This window comes from Kitasatospora sp. HPM-01-4 (genome assembly GCF_051374625.1).
In the GTDB taxonomy this organism is placed as follows: Bacteria; Actinomycetota; Actinomycetes; order Streptomycetales; family Streptomycetaceae; genus Kitasatospora.
The window spans coordinates 1519821-1538262 of the sequence record NZ_JBPQGP010000005.1 but is presented as its reverse complement, the minus strand read 5'-3'; the positions used below and the strand labels follow the sequence as shown (position 1 = coordinate 1538262).

The 18442-nt window shown below is 66.9% G+C and carries 14 protein-coding genes and 5 pseudogenes; 11 read left to right on the top strand and 8 right to left on the bottom strand.

Translation table 11 applies throughout. The features are described 5' to 3' along the window. Positions 1-199: 199 nt before the first annotated feature. From ACSMTC_RS06570 to ACSMTC_RS06550, 5 genes and pseudogenes are all read left to right on the top strand, one after another. Positions 200-1042 (top strand): IS5 family transposase, encoded by an 843-nt coding sequence (locus ACSMTC_RS06570; protein ID WP_436557618.1) that lies wholly within the window; start codon positions 200-202, stop codon positions 1040-1042. Positions 1043-1915: 873 nt separating this feature from the next. Beyond that, positions 1916-2220, top strand: a pseudogene (locus ACSMTC_RS06565) (IS30 family transposase); the annotation flags it as partial. 103 nt (positions 2221-2323) lie between these two features. Continuing rightward, positions 2324-4107: pseudogene (locus ACSMTC_RS06560) on the top strand (IS481 family transposase). 95 nt (positions 4108-4202) lie between these two features. After that, positions 4203-4450, top strand: a pseudogene (locus ACSMTC_RS06555) (IS30 family transposase); the annotation flags it as partial. A gap of 144 nt (positions 4451-4594) precedes the next feature. Continuing rightward, on the top strand, positions 4595-4798 hold the full coding sequence (locus tag ACSMTC_RS06550; protein WP_436557616.1) for a hypothetical protein: 204 nt from the start codon (positions 4595-4597) through the stop codon (positions 4796-4798). Positions 4799-4854: 56 nt separating this feature from the next. On the opposite strand, the gene istB is transcribed toward ACSMTC_RS06550, so the two are convergent. From istB to ACSMTC_RS06530, 4 genes are all read right to left on the bottom strand, one after another. After that, positions 4855-5625, bottom strand: a complete 771-nt coding sequence (gene istB / locus ACSMTC_RS06545; RefSeq protein WP_436557615.1) for an IS21-like element helper ATPase IstB — start codon at positions 5623-5625, stop codon at positions 4855-4857. Beyond that, on the bottom strand, positions 5622-6974 hold the full coding sequence (istA, locus tag ACSMTC_RS06540) for an IS21 family transposase (protein ID WP_436557614.1): 1353 nt from the start codon (positions 6972-6974) through the stop codon (positions 5622-5624). The genes istB and istA overlap by 4 nt, the downstream gene beginning before the upstream one ends. 278 nt (positions 6975-7252) lie before the next feature. Next, positions 7253-7786, bottom strand: coding sequence for a YrhB domain-containing protein (locus tag ACSMTC_RS06535; protein ID WP_436557573.1), 534 nt, complete (start codon positions 7784-7786; stop codon positions 7253-7255). Between the two features lie 77 nt (positions 7787-7863). Beyond that, positions 7864-9432, bottom strand: a complete 1569-nt coding sequence (locus ACSMTC_RS06530) for an ISL3 family transposase (RefSeq protein WP_436564608.1) — start codon at positions 9430-9432, stop codon at positions 7864-7866. A 141-nt stretch (positions 9433-9573) separates the two neighbouring features. On the opposite strand from ACSMTC_RS06530, the pseudogene ACSMTC_RS06525 reads away from it, so the two are divergent. Together ACSMTC_RS06525 and ACSMTC_RS06520 are read left to right on the top strand one after the other, a co-directional pair. After that, a pseudogene (locus ACSMTC_RS06525) lies at positions 9574-9735 on the top strand (IS30 family transposase); the annotation flags it as partial. Positions 9736-9877: 142 nt separating this feature from the next. Beyond that, positions 9878-10429: a winged helix-turn-helix domain-containing protein gene (locus tag ACSMTC_RS06520; protein WP_436558691.1), complete on the top strand. Its 552-nt coding sequence runs from the start codon at positions 9878-9880 to the stop codon at positions 10427-10429. On the opposite strand, the gene ACSMTC_RS06515 is transcribed toward ACSMTC_RS06520, so the two are convergent. The 3 genes and pseudogenes from ACSMTC_RS06515 to ACSMTC_RS06505 all read right to left on the bottom strand — a co-directional run bounded on the left by ACSMTC_RS06515 (position 10395) and on the right by ACSMTC_RS06505 (position 13640). Then, a complete protein-coding gene (locus tag ACSMTC_RS06515; RefSeq protein ID WP_436558690.1) occupies positions 10395-11177 on the bottom strand; it encodes an IS5 family transposase in 783 nt (260 codons plus the stop codon). The two genes, ACSMTC_RS06520 and ACSMTC_RS06515, sit on opposite strands and share 35 nt — an antisense overlap. Positions 11178-11509: 332 nt before the next feature. Then, positions 11510-11788, bottom strand: a pseudogene (locus ACSMTC_RS06510) (IS1380 family transposase); the annotation flags it as partial. Positions 11789-11924: 136 nt separating this feature from the next. Next, on the bottom strand, positions 11925-13640 hold the full coding sequence (locus ACSMTC_RS06505; RefSeq protein WP_436558689.1) for an IS1634 family transposase: 1716 nt from the start codon (positions 13638-13640) through the stop codon (positions 11925-11927). An 879-nt stretch (positions 13641-14519) separates the two neighbouring features. Between ACSMTC_RS06505 and ACSMTC_RS06500 the strand changes: the two genes are divergently transcribed. From ACSMTC_RS06500 to ACSMTC_RS06485, 4 genes are all read left to right on the top strand, one after another. Then, positions 14520-14780, top strand: a complete 261-nt coding sequence (locus ACSMTC_RS06500) for a hypothetical protein (RefSeq protein ID WP_436558688.1) — start codon at positions 14520-14522, stop codon at positions 14778-14780. A gap of 62 nt (positions 14781-14842) precedes the next feature. Then, positions 14843-15223: a hypothetical protein gene (locus tag ACSMTC_RS06495; RefSeq protein WP_436558687.1), complete on the top strand. Its 381-nt coding sequence runs from the start codon at positions 14843-14845 to the stop codon at positions 15221-15223. A 193-nt stretch (positions 15224-15416) separates the two neighbouring features. Then, complete coding sequence (locus ACSMTC_RS06490; protein ID WP_436558686.1) at positions 15417-16445, top strand: hypothetical protein; 1029 nt, start codon at positions 15417-15419, stop codon at positions 16443-16445. Between the two features lie 360 nt (positions 16446-16805). Further along, a complete protein-coding gene (locus ACSMTC_RS06485) occupies positions 16806-18152 on the top strand; it encodes a DUF2079 domain-containing protein (protein ID WP_436558685.1) in 1347 nt (448 codons plus the stop codon). Here ACSMTC_RS06485 and ACSMTC_RS06480 read toward each other — a convergent pair. Next, positions 18095-18376 carry a transposase gene (locus ACSMTC_RS06480; RefSeq protein ID WP_436564607.1) on the bottom strand — a complete coding sequence of 94 codons (282 nt, stop codon included), beginning with the start codon at positions 18374-18376 and terminating at the stop codon, positions 18095-18097. The two genes, ACSMTC_RS06485 and ACSMTC_RS06480, sit on opposite strands and share 58 nt — an antisense overlap. Between the last annotated feature and the right edge of the window lie 66 nt (positions 18377-18442).

Below are 18442 nucleotides of genomic sequence, written 5' to 3'. Positions count from 1 at the left end.
ATGCCCCAGATCCCAGCATGCACATGCTGAACATCCGGCTCGTACGACGATCACTGCCACGAACGAGCGATCCCGAACCGAGAGAAAAGGGACTTAGAGGCTGCGCAGATAGGCGGTTGGTGGGACCAGTCGGCGGACGAGACAGGCACAGGTTCCTTGATCATGGAGTTGCGACGCTCTGTGATCATTGGGGAGACCTGTGCCTGTGCTGCCATTCTGGCTGACCGAACCGCTCTGGGACCAATTCGCCGCCCTGCTGCCGCAGCGGCCACAGTTCGATCCAGCCCACCCGCTGGGCTGCCACCGACGCCGGATCAGCGACCGGATCGTCTTCGACAAGCTGCTCCAAGTCCTGCGGTTCGGTTGCTCCTACGAGGCGATAGCGGACTCGACCTGCTCGGCCGCCACGATCCGAGGCCGCCGCGACGAGTGGATCGGCCTGGGCCTGTTCGCCCGCCTGAAGCAGATCGCTCTCCAGGCCTATGACCGCGTCGTCGGCCTCGTCCTCGACCAGATTGCCGTGGACGGCGCCATCACCAAGGCCCCCGGCGGCGGCGAAGCGGCCGGACGCTCACCCGTCGACCGGGGCAAGCAGGGCATGAAACGGTCCGGGATGACCGGTGGCTACGGCATCCCGCTCGGCCGCGTCCTGGCCGGCGCCAACCGCCACGACTCGCCGCTCCTGGCGCCAACTCTCGATCTCCTGGAGGGACTTGGGCCGTTGCCCGACGAGATCACCGTCCACCTCGACGCCGGCTACGACTCGGACAAGTCCCGTGCCGTGCTCGACGAGCGGAAGCTGTGCGGTCAGATCGCGCGCAAGGGGACCAAGGCGCCGGTCCAGGCCACCCGGCGATGGCATGTCGAGCGCACCCACGCCTGGCAGAACGCCTTCCACCGCCTCGCCCGCTGCTACGAGCGCCGCACCAGCGTCATCGAAGCCTTCTTCGACCTCGCCGACACCGTCATCACCGTCCGCAGTCTGATCCGCCGAGCCTGGACCACCCACCGCTGGGACACCCGCCCCCGACGCCGCCCATGACCAGCCGCCTATCTGCGCAGCCTCTTAACGTCCCCTCGGAACCACCATTGTGGACACCTTGCCGGAGGCTTCGGTCGCGACTTCGGGTGCGGCAGCGAGCCAGTGGGCCGCGGCAACGGCTGTGGCGGTCGAGTCGATGTCGGAGAACAGTCCTGGCGGCCCGAACAGGCCCTGTTCGAGGAGACGGTCGGCGGCGGCGACTTGGGCGGTCGCGAGGTCGCACTCATCGGTTCCCCAGGTGGCGATCAGCTCGTGCCGGACGAGGTCGACACATTATCGCCTATGAGTGGAGATCATTGCGCTGGCCATAGCCGCGTAGCACCCGGTGTCATCGTTCCCAGAGGAAGCCCCTGCTGTATCAGGACGTGCGCACCCTCGCAGGGAACAGAAGACCAGGTCGGTGTGCCTATAGCCCTCGCTCCTTCGAACCTCCATGTTCAGGGCACTCTTGGTATCCCGGAACCAGCCGGGCTCGGTCGCCGTCCAAGTCGTGACTAGCCAGCCCGAGTTAGGAGAGCCCCGATGCACCGACGCCCTATGGTCCTGGCGATCGCAGCCGCACTCCTCGTCGTCACGCTCACGGCCTGTGCCCACGACCACGGTCCTCAACCAGCTCAGACTGTCACCCCAGCGTATTCCGCGACGTCGGCCGACCCGGCGAACAGCACACCTGGCGAACCCGACGATCGCCCAACCGGCGCCACCTCCGCGCCCGGCCACACCCTTGTCCCCACCTCCTCAGCCACTTTTCACCCGATACCCCTGGGAATACCTTCACCCGCTATGACACCAAGTCGCACCATCTCCCCCGCGGCCCCGTAACGCAGCCTTAGGTTCTAGGGATCGTTGCAACACCCCAGCTCAAGGGGAGCGATGTTCGAGATTCGGAAGAACCGGACGGTGGCTCAGGGCACGAAGGGTCCTGAGCCGTGAGCGGGAGGAATACTTCCGGCGCATGGACCAGGGTCTGACCAGCCCAAGAAGCAGGCAGACGCGTCGGGATCAGCTCCCGGGCGGGTAAGCGGTGGCGTAACGGCCGCAACGCGTCGGGCAAGGACGGAGCCAGGCCGCCGGTCCTGGCGCCGTTGCCGACTCTGGGGACGTCGCGATGTCTGCGCGAGGCGGACCGGATCCGGATCGCTGGCCGGCTGTGTGAGAAGGCATCGTCATGTGCAGTCCCAGGACTTGCATGACGTGGTTGTCCCTGGTCCTTCTTTACGGTCGTGGGAGATCTTTGGCTGGTCCGTCACATCCTCGACGGGCTCGGCTCGTTGAACCGGCATGGGCGAGATAGCGGTGCCTGCCGGGGCGGGCGATGAGGACTGGACGGTCGAGCATCGGTTCCGCCGCGGTGGCGGAGGTCCTGGACGGTGCTCCGGTGGCCGAGGTCGCCCGCCGGTACGGGAACCTCAAGGCAGTCGCTGCACACGTGGCTGCGAAGGTTCCGCGGGGGAGGGCGGGACGGGCTGAAGGATCGGTCGCGCCAGCTCCACAGATCGCCGTCGCGGGTGCCTGTCGAGGTCGTGGTCTGCCAGCTGCGGCAGACTTATCCGCGGTGGGGCGCCCGCCGCATCGCCCATGAGCTGGCCGAACGCGGAATCGCGGACGCTCCGGGGCGGTCGACCGTGCACCACATCCTGGTCCGCAATGGCCTGGTGAACCACCAGGTCCAGGTCCATCGCCGCGTCTACAAGCGGTGGCAACGCGACGCGCCCATGCAGCTGTGGCAGATGGACCTGATGGGCGGCGTCTTCCTCTCCGACGGGCGCGAGTGCAAGCTCGTTACCGGCATCGACGACCACTCCCGCTACATCGTGATCGCCGCGGTGGTGGTCCAACCGTCCGGCCGGGCGGTCTGCCAGGCGTTCATCGAGGCCATGCGCCGCTTCGGCGTCCCGTCGGAGGTGCTCACCGACAACGGCAAGCAGTTCACCGGCCGCTACTCCAGGCCCCTGCCCGTCGAGGTCATGTTCGAGCGTGTCTGCCGCGAGAACGGCATCAATCAGCGGCTGACCAAACCCCGATCACCGACCACGACCGGCAAGATCGAACGATTCCACAAGACCCTGCACCGCGAGATGCTCGACCACTCCGGCCCCTTCGCGGACACAGCCGCCGCCCAGGCAGCGATCGACGCCTGGGTCCACGCCTACAACCACACCCGACCGCACCAGTCGCTCGACATGGCCACCCCGGCACAGGTCTTCCGACCACACGCTCTCCCGGCCGCGGTGTCGGCACCCGCTGGCGCGGTCTCGCCTGCGCCGGCGCCGACCGAGCCCGTTCGACTGCCGGTCCTTCCTCCGCCTCGCTCGTCGGAGGAGAACGTTCCCGTCCAGGCCGTGGAGTTCGAGGGCGTGATCGGCCCTGGCCGGCACGTGATGCTGCCCCAGGGACAGAGCCTGAAGTTGAGCCCGACCCTGGTCGGCCGGACCGTCACTGTCTGGCTCAGCCACCGCACCGTCCACGTCCTGCTGGACGGACAGCTGATCCGCACGCGTTCGATGACCTTCACCGACGCCGATCTGCAGTGGGTGCTCCTGCGGGGCGGTCGACTCGCGGGGCCGGAGCCCCAGGGCGGCATCAGCCCGGACAAGCCGCTGGCGCCTGCGACTGTCGTCGAGGTCGACCGGAAGGCGACTAAGGACGGTGCGGTCTCGCTTGGCCAAACGCCCGTCGCGCTCGGCTCCGACCTGGTCGGCAAGCAGGTCAGGCTGCGATTCGACGGCAGCATGATGTATGTGATCCACGCCGGAGTCCTGGTCCAGACACTCCCAGCTCCGATCCCGCTCCAGCGGCGCGCGAAACTTACCGGCGCCCGGGTCTCCACGACCCCGCTGCCGCCGCCACCGTCTCAGCCGCGGAGGGCCATCCGACGGGTCGGAGCCGACGGCACCTTCGCAGTCGCCGGGCAGAAGCTCCGTCCCGGCGTCGCACACGCCGGCAAGACCGTCACCGTGGTCATCGAGGAGACCTGCTTCCGAGTCCTCGACGGCGACGTCGAGGTCTCCACCCACCCGCGCAAAGGCGGTCCCGTCACCCGCTACGTTGCCGACTCCCGCTGACCGACAAGCATTACCTGGAACCGTCAAGCATCACGCGAGACACCATCAAGCAAGTCCCAGGACCGAAGTGTCAAGCATCTCCCCGGACCTCACATGACAAGGCACCCATCCGTACGATCGCCGCGGAGCTCGGCCGTAGCCCATCCACGGCCAGCTGTGAGATCAAGCACGACAGCCAACTGCAGAGTGGCGCCTACCACCCCCAAGAGGCCCAGGCTCGCGCGGATGCCCGCCGGCCGCGCCCCACAGAATCGGGCAGAACCCAGAACTACGATCCTTCATCCAGGACTGCCTGGACGGGAAGTGGAGTCCGGAGCAGATCTGCCAGGCTCTACGGTGTCGGCGTACGGCCTTGACTCCCCAACTGCGTACGCCTAAACGTCCCCAGCTATCAGGCGGTCTCTGGCGCCAGATCTTGGCTGCTTGCCAGGAGGTCCCAACCGCTCAGGCCCAGTGCACGCGGGGCCTCCGCTACGCTGTCGACCCCATGGGACAGCTGCCGGAGAGCGTAGACCGCGACATCCTGGATCACCGGATCGTCTTCGCGATCAAGGCAATCCGGGAGGTGTCGGACTGCACGTTGCACGAGGCGTTGGACGCCTTCGTCGCGCGCTACGAGGAGCTCCGCCGTGATCGACCGGACGACTTCCAGCTGAACCGCGAAGAGTACGGCCGAGGCTTCTACTCCTGACGCACACTGACACCGGTCAAGCTCGGCGGACAGTCGACGTCCAACGAGGCTGGATGTCAGGCCACTTCCGCGTCTCGCTCGATGGCCTTGAGGCGGTTCTTCAGGCGGTAACTGGGGCCGTTGATGGAGATCACGTCGCAGTGGTGGAGGAGCCGGTCGAGGATGGCGGTGGCGAGGACCTCGTCGCCGAAGACTTGTCCCCACTCGCTGAAGGTCTTGTTCGAGGTCAGGATGATCGAGCCCTTCTCGTAGCGCTTGGAGATCACCTGGAAGACCAGGTTCGCCTCGGCTCGCTCCAGGGGCTGGTAGCCGACCTCATCGACCACCAGGACGCCGGGCCGCAGGTAGGTGCCGAGTTTGTTGGCCAGGCGACCGGCTGTCTCGGCGGCCTTGAGGTTGCGGACCATGTCGTCGAGGCTGGTGAAGTAGATGGAGTAACCAGCTCGGCAGGCCGCGACCGCGAGCCCGACGGCGATGTGTGTCTTTCCCACCCCGGGCGGCCCGAGGAGGGCGGCGTTGGCCTTGGCCTCGACGAAAGAGAGGGTGGCGAGGTCCTTGACCTTGCGCGGGTCGAGGTCGGGCTGGAAGGAGAAGTCGTACTCGTCGATTGTCTTGTGGTGGGGCAGCTTCGACAGCCGCAGGCCCTGGCGGAAGCGCCGGTCGTCGCGGACGGCGAGTTCCTCGGACAGGACCAGGTCGAGGAAGTCGAGGTAGCCCATCTTCGCCTCGTCCGCCCGCCGGGTGAACTCGTTGATGGTCTCCGCCAGGTGGGGCAGGCCGAGCTTGGCGGCCGTGGTCCGGATGCGGTTGCCGGTCAGCTGGCTCAAGAGGGTTCCTTCGTCGGTCGGTTGGTGGTGAAGGGGCGGGTACCGGTCAGCTCGTCGTAGACCGACAGCGGACGGCGGCCGACTTCGATGCGGGTGATCGCGGCCCGGTTCAGCAGGGATTGCAGGGGTCCGGCTTCCCGGCCGAGAGGCCGCTCGTGGCGGGGCTGGGAGGGGACATCACCCGTGGTGGTCCGGCGTCCCTTGCCGGTGGGCAGGCCGTCCCAGTGCGTCTCCTGGACGACGCGGGCACCCCGGCCGACCGCCCTGGCGTGCATGGCCAGCAGTGTCTCGCCGTCGGTGCCGGGGACGGTGGAGTGCAGCATGATTTGCGACTTCGTGGCCCGGATCTCGACCAGCTGGCGCGGTCGCACCTTGCGGGCCGGCACCGAGTAGAGGTTGCCGCCGAAGGCGACCAGGCAGTCCTTGCCGACGGGCCGCAGGTGCCGCTCGGCCACCAGATACGGGGTGGGTGGCAGCGGTTTGAGGGCCGCGTGGTCGCGGGCCGCCCGCTCGCCGATGACTTCGCGGTGTGTCTTGTGGATCTGAGCGCGCCGGATGGGCACCCAGGCGGCGAACGCGGAGTCCATCTCCTCGATGGAGGAGAAGGCCCGGCCGGACAGGACGTGGTCGCGGACGATCAGGACCTGGCGTTCGACCCGGCCTTTGCCGGTGGGGCGGTAGGCGGCCAGGACGTCGGGGTCGAAGTCGTAGTGGCCGGCGAAGCCGACCGCCTCCGGGTGCAGCGGGACCGCCTCGCCCGGGGCGACGTGGCGGCGGACGACGGTCTTGGTGCGGTCGTAGACGATCGTCATCGGTGCCCCGCCGAAGTGCGCGAACGCCCTGCGGTGGCAGTCGAAGAACGTCTGCAGGTCCTGGCTGGTGGTGAAGCAGCAGAACGGGTCGCGCGAGTACGACAGCGTCATGTGGAAGGAGTAGACCTTGTCGATGCCCATGTGGGCGAGGATCTTGCCCTCGTCCCCCCAGTCCACTTGGGCCTGGGCGCCCGGGATCACCTCGAACCGGCGGTGCATCCCCGCCAGCTCCTTCGGTGTGATGCCGAGTTCTTCGGCGATCCGCGGGCGGGCCTCCTGGAGGTAGAGCTTGACGCGCTGGTAGTTCCCGGTGAACCCGTACTCGGTGGCCAGGCGCTCGTGGATCACGGCGGCCTTCATCAGGACCTCCGCCCGGAGCATCGAGTCGACCAGCGGCGCGAACTCGTCGATGACCCTTGCCCGCGAGCGTCCGTTCGACGACCGGCGTGGTGGGGTGGCCGGGCCCGGGGCCGAGAGGTACTTACGGACCGTCTTCCGGTCCAGCCCCGTCTCCCTGGCGATCTCCGACAGACTCATCGACCCGGAATCGAACAGGCCACGGAAACGCCTCAGTTCCAACCAGCGATGCGGATCCAGAACCACCGTCAGCCGCCCTCCGCACTCTCCTCACCGACCAAGCAGCAGAGTGTCGGGCAACAGCCCACGACGCATCAAGAAGCGGCCACGTTCATCCGTACGTGGCTGGGGACGTTCACGGCTCTGGCAAGATTTTCGTAGCCGGAGATCGTCTTGGTTCGGTGGGTGCTCGAACCGCGTTGCGGTCTGCCGTTCCACTGGCCTGGATGGTCGCACGGCTACTGAACCGGACCAGCCAGCGTTTCGATCGACAGCGGCGGGCAGCTCTCCTCTGTCCGGGTAAGGCTTGCCAGCTCTTCCGAGGGTTCGTCACCATCTCGAAGGGCCACGACGTATGCCCTTGCATCCCGCAGACTCAGCCGCGGGGCCTGCTTCCGCAGGTGGCTCATCGCGGCCACGACCCCGGCGGAGTGCATCAGTGTGCGAACGGACGAGGCCAGTGGGTCAGGCGGTCGGATGCCCTTGATCTGCTGGAGGTAGAGCTCCTCCCAGTTCTCGGCTATCCACGTGGTAGCGGGGACGTGGTGGATGCTGCCGTCGTGCCGGTCCACCAGGTAAGGGCCGCTACCAACGAGGCTGTCGCGAACATCACGGGTGCGGGCGTACTCCGCCGAGTTCCAGAAGACGAGCCAGCCGACCGTATGCTCCTCCACGTCGCAGACGGCGAGCTCGCGGAGCGGTCCTACCCACGTCAGCCGCTCTCGGGCCAGCAGGGACTCGACAAGCTCGACGGCGCGTTCCTTGGAAATCACGCTTCCATCATTCACCGCAGGTCAATCGGGTTTCGGGGGGCGTGGCCGCGCCCGCGTCGAGATCTCAGACGCGGTCTTCAGGCCGTGTAGCGGCGGCGGAGGTGGGCGATCAGTACGACCCGGTGGCGGAGGAGCGGCACTCCGGCACGTCCTGCCATGATGCGCTTCTGTAGCTTCACGTCGGTGATGCGGCCTTCGTTGACGCCGGAGTTGTAGTGCGTTGTGATCCCCTGGCGGACCGCGTGCTTGTCTTCGCGTAGGGCAATGGCCATCCCGGCGAGAGGCGGCAGTCCGCTGGTAGTGAGCTGGTCGAGCCAGCCCGGGAGGGGTGTGCCGTCGCGGGCGTCGAGCATGGCGGCGAACTGGCGGACCAGGTCGTGGGTGCGGTGGAGTTCCGGGCAGTGATCGAGCAGTCGGCGCAGGCGCTGGCCGGTCTGGAGGCTGTGCCGGTGGGGTGCGGTGATGATCCAGCGTGCGGCTTCGCGTGGGGACGGAGGCCGTTCGCGCGGCTCGTCCAGCGGTAGCCCGCGCCGCAGGGGTGCGAGGGCCATCTTCACGCGCTGGTAGTGGCCCAGGTAGCCCTTGCCGAGGAGTTCCTGGTGCAGGGTCTTCGCGCTGTGCTCGCCTTCGTCCCAGCGTTGTTGCAGGTAGTCGAGGTATGGGTCCAGGGCGGAAGGGCGTCGGGGAGCCCGGCGCATTACCTCGTGCCAGGTGCGGGCCCGGGCGTACTTGCGCACCGTGCGGCGGTCAAGCCCGAGCTCTCGGGCCACGGCACTGTAGGGACGGCCGGTACCGGTGAGCGCGTGCACGGCCTCGAACAGTCGCTGGGCATGACGGCCGGCCGCAGTGTCCGCCGGGACGGGACCCGCTGCCGCTTCGTCGGTGGGCTCTGACCCGGCCGGTTCAGCGGCCGGCAGTGCGGCGGGCAGGCAGCTGCGGTGGGCAGCGGCGACTTCCTGAACGCGCCGGGACAGGCCTTGCCACAGGTGGAAGCGGTCGCTGACCTGGACAGCGTCGGGGGCGCCGGCAGCGATGCCCTGCCGGTAGGTGAGTGAGCCGTCGCGGCAGGCGATCTCAACACCGGGATGCTCACGGAGCCAGCGGCTCAGCTGTTCGGCGTCCCGGCCTTCCCAGAGCGTCACCGGCAGACGGGTGGTGGCGTCGACCAGGAGTGTGCCGTAGGTGTCGCCGTACAGCGCGAAGTCGTCCACCCCCAGCACCCGGGGTGTCACCGGCGCGGGCAGCGGTACCCGCATCAGCTGGGAGAGCACGGTGCACCGCGAGAGCACGATGCCCAGGACGCGCAGCATCCGGGCCCCGCCCCGGCCCGCCAGCACAACGCCGACCGCCTCGACCAGGTGCTGCAGCAGCGGGGTCCGTCGCTGGTACCGCACCGTCAGTCCTGGTACCTGCTCGGCGAAGGTCACCTTCGGACAGGCCAGGTTTTCGCAGTACAGACGTCGCACACTCAAGTCGATCCGAACCGGCCGGCCGCCGACCGTCCCGTCGGCCAGGTGCCGTACGTAACGGCTGTGGACCCACTCGCTCAACGCCCCGCAGCCCGTACACGCCGCTGGACCACCGGGTCGTGTGCGGGCGTGGACCGCCACGACAGCATCGGAAACCTCGACCGAGACAACCAGCACATTGGCCAAGTGCGGTAACAGGGAGGCCAGTTCAACAGAACACAGCCAGAGGATGCCCAATGGCAAACCAGCCGACCGCTGCCCCGGGATGATCTCTGCCTACGAAAATCTTGCCAGAGCCACGTTCACGTGTACGCCGACATACGGGACACCTTTCCCGAGCGACCGGAGATACACGTGGTCCACGAGACGGTCTACCAGGCCCCCTGCGTCCAAGGGCGCGGTGAACTTCGCCGCGGGGTGGCTGCCGCCCTGCGCACGGGCCGCACGCGGCGCAAGCCGCAGCGCCAGGCTGCCAGCCGCTAGCCCCGGACTTCGCACATGGGGTTTTAGAAGCCGTTGTCGTACCGAACTTGATCGGCGTGTTTTCGCAGCTCAGGCATGATGTCGGCATGGGCGAGGCATGCTCAGGCCGTTGGGTTGTCTCGCTGGTGGAGGTATCGGGATGGCGTCGGTCGTGGGTCTTCTTGAGGAGCGGGAACTGGCCGCGCGGGAGCGCGTGGAAGAGCTTCGAGAGGTGGCCGACCGGGTGCTCGCCGAGCTCGCGGAAGCGGAGACGGCCTGGCACGAGTGGTTGATCGCCAGGCAGCGCGTCGGCGAGGTCCTGTCCGTGCCGCGGCCCCCGGAGGCAGGTGAAGCCGGCTCTGTAGCCGGTGAGCCTCCCGTGTCGGAGCCCGCCACGAACGCGCCTGCCGAGGTTCCCGCGCCGAGGGCTGCTCGAGCGGGCTCGATCGTCCCGGTGTGGCGTCCCGCGCTGTCCGTGGACGTGCTCGCTCCCGACTACCAGCGCATCCTCGCCACGCTCGCCGAGCAAGGGACCGGCCGGAACGCGGTGATGACGTGCCAGGAGATCGCCGCCGCGCTCGGGCTGGAGCCGGCCCCGGCGAGCGTGGAAGGGGTCCGGTCGAAGATGAAGCGGCTGACGGACCGGGGCTGGGCCGTCGAGCCGTCCCCGGGCCGGTTCACGCTCGCCGCCGGGCCAGCCGCCGCGTCATGAGCATCGTCATCGACCAGAGCACCATCTGCTCATGCACGGCGGGCAGCGTCTCGTAGTCGCGCACCAGGCGCCGCGAGCGCATCAGCCAGCTCAGCGTCCTCTCCACCACCCAACGCCTCGGCAGCACCACGAAGCCGGAGACATCGTCGGTCCGCTTGACGATCTCAAGGGTGAGCCGCAGCTTCTCCACCGCCCAGATGACCAGGCGGCCCGCGTAGCCACCGTCGGCCCAGACCAGGACGATCTTCCGGTAGCGCGCCCGCACGCGCTCCAGCAGGGGCATCGCGCCATCCCGGTCCGTCACGTCGGCGGCGGTGACCAGCACGGCCAGCAGCAGCCCGAGGCAGTCGACCACGATGTGACGCTTGCGCCCCGGCACCTTCTTCGCCCCGTCGTACCCGCGTGAGGCCGTCGGCACCGTGGCCCCGGCCCGCAGGGACTGCGCGTCGATCACCGCGGCGGTCGGCTCCGGGTCGCGGCCGGTGTCCTCGCGCACCAGGCCCCGCAACCGGTCGTGCAGCTCCGCCAGCAGGCCCCGCGCGCGCCACCGCCGCACGAACGCGTAAACGCGGTCCCACGCGGGGAAGTCCGCCGGCATCGCCCGCCACTTGATCCCGTTGTCCACCAGGTATCGGACAGCGTCCAACATCTGCCGGTGGCAGTAGCCCTCCGGCTGCCCACCCCGCCCCTCCAGCCACGACGGAACGGGCAGCGCGTCCCTCACGATGGCCCACTCCGTGTCCGTCATGTCCGAGTCGTAGCGGCGCACACGGTCCGGACGGTCACCCGCATTCCCGAACCGGTGAGCGAGACAATCACACGATCGGGCAGCCGAGTTGGACTCAACCGGCAGGACGGCGAAAGACTGCGACACAGGGCCTCCTGTGCTGGTTCGGGCGTCGACAACCTCGAACTGAACAGGAGGCCCTGCCTTCATGCGCGCACCAGTTGGAGATCACCCGACCGGGGCGCCTCAATCGAACCGATGCTCACCATGATCGGTACGACAACGGCTTCTGAGCGCAGGTCGCCGATTGCGGCCACGTCGATGCCGACCAGCAGCCGTCAGGCGGTCTAACTGGAGGCAACTGCCCCGCAAACCTCGGGCTGGTCACGCAGCAGGGCCAGGTCGGCGATCGCCTCGCCACCATCGGCGAGCATCACCGCCAGATTGACCAGTATCCGACCCGAGTGGTGGCCGATGCCACGCCGAAGCAGCCGCTGCAGCGCCTCGCCGAAGGCATGCGCGAGGCCGGTGGCGTCGGCGAAATCGGCCAGCAGGCGGGATCCGGCATGGTTGACCACCCCGCGTCCGTCCGTGGAAACGACGAACTGGGGACGTGACCCGGCAGCCTTCACGTAGAAAGTGCCTTCATGCTGGGCCCGGGTTCGACATAATTCGGCAGCCTGGAGTGGCGAATCCGGGGTCTGACCTGGGCGGACGTGCTTGTGGCCGCCTGGAGGGCGTTTCTCTAGGCGGTCGCGTTTCTGCTGGTCAGCGGGTTGCGGGCTGAAGCGCGACGACCTGCTTGGGGACGGGGATCTGCAGCTTCGCGAGCAGGTCCCGCTGAGGCTTCGTCAGGGCGGTGACCTGCTGGAACGTTCCGGTGGGGCCGGTGAAGGTGCCCAGGTGGAGGCGGTCGAGCTCGCGTCGGATGTGCGGCCAGGTGTCGCCGGTGGTGGTCTCGGTGATCCTGATCAGCAGGAGAGCGAGCCAGCACAGGACGACGTGGGCTCGGATGCGTTCTTCGAGTCGGTGGTAGACGGGCCGCAGGTCGATGATCTGCTTCATGTCGCGCCAGCCGCGCTCGACTTCCAGCAGTTGCTTGTAGCCGAGCGCGATGTCCTCGGCGCTCAGGTGGGGGTCCGAGCAGCGCAGGAGGTACTTCCCGTCGAGGTTCTCCTCAGCCTTGATCTTCGCCTGGTCGATGCGGAGCTTGCCGGCCGGGGTGGCGCGAAGGTAGCGGTTCAGGCCGGGCTTGTCGGCGATCCTGCCGCGCAGTTCGCCCCGCTTGAAGTCGCTGAGCTTGTCGGTGTCGGCGATCAAGTCGGCAAGTTGGGCGACGAGTTGTTCGCGCATGTGCCGGTCACGCTCGGCCGCTTCAGGGTTGTGGCAGATCACGAACCGGTCGGTGTCGGATATCCGCACTTCCTTGACGCGCATGTTCTCGCCGACGTCCTGGTAGCGGCCCTGCCGGGACAGGGCGGCCTGCACCTCGGGGCTCCCGGAGCGGAGCTTCTCGCCGATGATGTAGGCGTGGTCGCCCTTGCGCAGGTAGCGGCGGTTCTCGGCGGAGGAGAATCCGCGGTCGGCCACCCACACGATCTTGGAGAGGGTCCAGTCCCGCATCTCGTCCTTGACCTGCCGGATCAGGGTCTGGTCGGAGGCGTTGCCCGGCCAGCACCAGCAGCGCACCGGGATGCCGTCGCGGGTGACGGCCATGCCGATGACGATCTGCGGCAGGTCGTCGCGGGAGTCCTTCGACTTGCCGTAGGTCCGGAACCCGACCGGCTTCGCGTCGCCGCCTGCCTGGCCGTCGCCCTCCAGCCTGCGGCCGGCGTCGTCGCGGGCGACCGGCTCGTCGGGCTCCTCCAGCTCGAAGTAGGTGCTGGTGGTGTCGAAGAACAGCAGGTCCACCTCCAGGTTCAGCAGGTTCGCGACCTCGTCGAACACCTGCTTCTCCAGGTCGTCCTTGACCTCGTGCAGCCAGTCCATCGCCCGGTAGCAGGTCTGTTCGCCGGCATCGGCCAGGCCGTCGATGTGCACGTCGTTCGTGATCCAGTCCGCGGCTGCGAGCTTCGAGGACGGGGCCAGCGCGCGGTTGGCGACAAGGGCGAACAGCACCCGCTCGGTCGCGGCCATGTCCCGGCGGCGACCCCGCTTGGGCTGCCCGACTCGGCCCACGATCTGATCGATCCGCAGTCGGCGCCAGAGGTGGTCGAGTACGTAGGCGCCGCCGAACGGCACCGAGGAGACGAACTCCAGGTCGGAGGCGGCGGTCGCGGCCAGGGCGTCCCCCGGCTCCAGCAGCCTCGATAGAGACGCGACCAGGCGCTTGACCGCGTCGCGGTCCAGGTCGTCCTCGCGGCCGAAGGTGAACAGCACCTTCGGCACCGCCCGCCCCTTCACCGGGTCCCACTCGTTGTGGGCTAGGTGCAGGTACCGGACCGTCCCGGACTTGTTCTCCCGCTTCGTCGTCTTCACGTACACGACTCCAGACGATAGGCCGAAGCAGCAGGCCAACGCAGGAGAATCAGAAAAGTCGCGTCTCTAGGCATTCTCGGGCGCCAGCACCCACCGCAGCCCGATGACCTGCACGTTCAACCCCGGAGACCCTCTAGAACCCGCGAATTACGTCGAACCCGGGCTGGGCTGACGGAAGCCTTAGGAAAGCCTCATCTCCCCAGCACAGAAGGCACTTTCGCGTTTCCGCTTGTGATCCGCACACCGCCGCAAGTGAAACGCGCAGGCTAACGCACCACATTCAACGGGATCCCGAGCCGGGCGTGGGCCGGGCTCCTTGATCGCCGACTGGCGGCAGGTGACCAACAGGACATTCCAGCCGCCGAGCTGAGAGGCCAGGCATCTAACTCAACCGATCGGAAACCAGCTTATTCTGCACTTATTCCACAGATCGACCGCCACCTCGAACGGTGCCATCCTCATCACACTGATGGCATGACAGAAAAGGCCTCTTGACCTGGAGTTCATCTAGTTGGAGGGCTTCAGGAGTTCACCAGGAAGCACGGTCTCAGAACTCGCAAGTGCTTCAAGTTGATTGACGATCCATCATGCGAACGTTAGTGTGCCGACTCGGAGGCATCGAACGCATGCTCCGATGGCCCATGCAGGTTGGAATACGCAAGAGTGGACCCGCTTCTTCCGGAACGCGGCGCCATCCGGGCGTGACTGCGTGGACATCTGCAATCAAGCCCATCGCAGGGGACATCCACTAGGGGGATATTCATGAGGTTTGCATCGAAACTCGTCGGCCTGACCGGTGCCGCTACATTAGCCGTCGGCCTGACGCTTACCGCCAGCGGACCCGCCGCAGCGTCGGCCGGCCCTTGCAATGCCAACGACCCAAACGTGTGGGTTTGCAACGACTACGACCCGCGCGGGTACGACGCGAGCATCCGGCTTGTGCAGGACAGCAATCTCGACGGGCACCTCCTCGACTTCAATCTGGTCTGCGGCTCCCAGCGCTTCGGCGACAGCAGTGCCTTCCGGGCCTATGCCGGCAACAACTACTCGTACACGTTCGCCGTGGGCTCCCAGGGGACCTGCTCGGTGTGGCTCTATGACCGGACTGCCGGAGGTTCCTGGTCCTCGCCCAGTGTGACCCGATGAGGTCCGTCCTCTTCCGGACGCGCATGCACCACTCGCAGCGAACATCAACGAGGGGCAATTCCATGAACCGCAAGTCGAAGATCCTCGGCACGGTCGGTGTCGTTGCACTGACTGCCGGCCTGACGCTGACCGCCACCGGTACAGCCTCCGCGGCGCCCAACTGCAACTACAACAACGACCTTGGGGTGTGCAACACTTACGACCCGCGTGGTTACAACGCGAGTGTCCAGATCGGACCGGATCCCAACTTGGCGGGTGGGGACTGGATGGACTTCAACTTGGTCTGCGGATCCCAGCGCTTCGGTGACAACGGCGCCTTCCGGGCATACCCCGGCCACACGTACACATACACGTTCGCCGTAGGCTCCCAGGGGTCCTGTGTCGTGTGGCTCTACGACCGCAGCACCGGGGCAGCTTGGGCATCGCCCGCCATGAGCCGCTAGCACCGTCATTTCGTGGTCGGTGACGGGGCCAGCTGCACGGGTAGACCTCGCCGTCATCGGATCACGTCATGCCTGACAGCACATCAACCTCGACCCTGGGGCCCGCGGGATACCGCGTTGGCCCCAGGGTACTTCGTTCACCACCCTGACACCTACCCTCTCGATTCTGCTCTCGACCAGAAAGTAGCCCTGCGTGAATCGGCCGGACCTGCGCACGAAACACCGCTACACATGCTCGCTCACTAAGCCCGGACTGGCCGTGGCGCTGGCACTACTGGTTGCACTTCTCGTGCCGACGCCTGCCTCCGCAGAGCCCCCATCGGATGCCCCACGACACCAACTGCGGGAGATCATCGAGGACGTCACCCACGCCACCGGCGCTCGCTATCAGGCGAAAGACAGTGAGGGCCGCTCGATGGACTCCGCGAAGATCATTCAGGACTCGTCTGGCGTCTACCTCGCCATCTATCACACCATGTTGGGCGATGGCCGCTTCCATGCCGCTATCGCAACCTCCACAGACCTGCTGAACTGGACACTTGTCCACGACTTCGGGCCGGGTAGCTCCCAGCCGACCATCATGCAGATCTCCAACGGAGGCTACATGACGGCATGGGAGCAAGATCCGAGTAATCACATTGCAGTCCGGTACTACCCGGATCGCGCTCACCTACTCTCGGGCAATGCCTCTCGCTCTTTCGACTCGCAGCGGACACTGTCCAAGTGCGCCGAGGGAACCCCCAATATATACGACGTCCAGCTGCTTCCGGACATCGATCACTCAGTAATCACCATCGGGGGCCACTACTATTCCAATTGCGACGTCGACCGAGAGATGAAAGCCACTCTCACCGACTTCTCTCGCTGGTCCGCCACCGCGGAGCATACGTTCGACAATGCGATGCTGTACTGGGGTGTCAACGGCAACATAGGTGACCGGGACACCATCACCTACAAGGGCTTCTCCTATGGCGTCGTCGAGGGGCAGTACACCAAGGGTGACTTCCGATCCTGGCGAGTTTTCCTCTACGACTACGCCACCCTTAACGCCGACACCACCACTATCACTACCACCGGCGGCAGCGTCGCCTTCGCGAACCCGCATATCAGCTCACTTACGCTCCCAGACGGCCGCAACGCCGTCCTCGTCAGTCTATTCCTTCCTAGCGAGGGCGCCGCACCCAGCGAAGCTGGCGAGCTGATCTACTACCGAGCTGTCTGACCCAGTCCGCCAGCTCTAGCCTGCGCGTTTCTGCGGCGGTGTGCGGATCACAAGCGGAAACGCGAAAGTGCCTTCTATGCTGGGGAGACGAGGCTTTCCTGGTGAAATCTGGCGATATTTGATGGTGTGCCATATTTATGGCACACCATCAGGGTGATAAATTCGGCGTTTTGCCGCTGATCAGGCCATGCCCGTCCGCGCATGTGGCCTAATGAGGCAAGCTTGCGGAAACCGTAAACAGCCGTGCTAGCGTCGGCGACCATGAAGACTCGGCTATCCACTGACTGCTGCCTCCGCCTTGCGCTGGCGCTTTTACTGTTCGCTGGCTACGGTACTGCCTCGGTCTTGCGCCACTTGCGGATGGAGACCGACGGCTTCGACCTTGGGATCTTCGAGGAGGCGGTGCGGGGCTACGCGGGGCTGGGTGGACCGCTGGTGGCGCTCAAGGGGGTTGACTACAACCTGCTCGGCGACCACTTCAGCCCGGTCCTCGCACTGCTGGCACCCGTCTACCGAGTCTTCCCCGGGGCGATAACATTGTTGCTCGCCCAAGCCGCGTTACTGGCAGTCTCGGCGCTACCCGTGACCAAGCTGGCGATGTCGACGGTTGGACGGTGGGGTGGACTGGCGGTTGGGCTCGCGTACGGGCTGTCCTGGGGGCTTTGGGATGCACTGGCCTTCGATTTCCACGAGGTGGCCTTCGCAGTTCCGTTGGCCGCCTTCGCAGTCGAGGCGCTGGCGAGTGGGAAGGCGCGCGCGGCGGCGGGCTGGGCACTGCCGCTGCTGCTTGTCAAGGAGGATCAGGGCCTCCTGGTGATCGGAATCGGCGTATACCTTTTCGCCGCGCTCGGGAAGCGCCGACTCGGCATGGGATTGACCGTCGTCGCGCTGCTGACCATGGCGCTGGCGATCCTGGTGTTTATACCGCTCGCGAACCCGGAAGGGAAGTACACGTACGCGGACACGGGGGCGTGGACCGGTGGCGACCCCTTCACACGACTGCTGCTGCCAGGGGCAAAATGGCAGACGCTGGCCGCGCTGTTGGCGCCAACGCTGCTTCTCGCGCTGCGCTCACCACTGTGCCTGCTGCTGGCGCTGCCACTCGCAGCCAGGTTCTGGTCCCTCAATCCGACGTTCTGGGGGATGGGTCAGCACTACAACGCGGTGCTCATGCCCGTGATCTTTCTGGCGCTGATCGATGGATTGCGTAGGATGACTCGACCCGCTGAGACTGCGGCGGTGCCGCCCATAAGCGCGGTGGCCACCCAGAGTCGGTCGGTCCGCATCAGGCCGGCTGTGCGGAGAAAGCTCGATACCGGGCTCGGGCTGGTGCCGACTGGTGTGCTCGTGGCCGCTGTGGCAATGCTGCCGGTGCCGTCGTTCGCGCCCCCGGGGGGCCAGGCAGAAGCTGCCAAACGGACGTTGGCTGTCATACCGGACGGCGCCTCGGTAGCTGCCGCCAACAGCCTGGCTCCGCAGCTGACGGACCGGTGCACCGTGTCGCTTTTCCCGTATCTGACTCCCCCAGGCCAGACGGCGCCCTGGATTCGACCCACCGCCTACTGGGTGGCGACGCTGGCTCGACCTGGCGACTTCCCCTTTCCGGAAGCTCAGATGACCCGCTTCAAAGATGCCCTGCCCTCGCTGGGTTATCGGCAGGTGGCGGAGGGTGGCGGAGTCGCCGTGTACCGGTGGGTCGGCCACTGACCGGTGCCTGATCGGCATGGGGCGGGTGAGTAGGCGCGGCTCCGCTCTACGGCCGCCTGGTCGGTGCCGCGGTTGAGGCGGTGGCGATGGGTGCGACCGGAGGAAGCGGGGGTCGGTGCGACCCCGGCCAGGTGCGCGAAGGCCGCTTCGGAACGTATCCGTTCGGGGTTGTCTCCGGCCGAGGCGAGGAGCTGGCCGGTGGTCTCGGGCCCGACGCCGAACAGCGCGAGCAGTTCCGGGGCGGCCTGCCTGACCAGCGGGCCGATCTCCGCATCGAGTTCGGTGATCTC

Coding starts and splice junctions, on each gene's coding strand:
- istA (WP_436557614.1), bottom strand. CDS start 6,974: ATGAGTCTGTCGGAGATCGCCAGGGAGACGGGGCTGGACCGGAAGACG.
- ACSMTC_RS06515 (WP_436558690.1), bottom strand. CDS start 11,177: ATGACGGACACGGAGTGGGCCATCGTGAGGGACGCGCTGCCCGTTCCG.
- ACSMTC_RS06550 (WP_436557616.1), top strand. CDS start 4,595: ATGGGACAGCTGCCGGAGAGCGTAGACCGCGACATCCTGGATCACCGG.
- ACSMTC_RS06495 (WP_436558687.1), top strand. CDS start 14,843: ATGAACCGCAAGTCGAAGATCCTCGGCACGGTCGGTGTCGTTGCACTG.
- ACSMTC_RS06520 (WP_436558691.1), top strand. CDS start 9,878: ATGGCGTCGGTCGTGGGTCTTCTTGAGGAGCGGGAACTGGCCGCGCGG.
- ACSMTC_RS06485 (WP_436558685.1), top strand. CDS start 16,806: ATGGAGACCGACGGCTTCGACCTTGGGATCTTCGAGGAGGCGGTGCGG.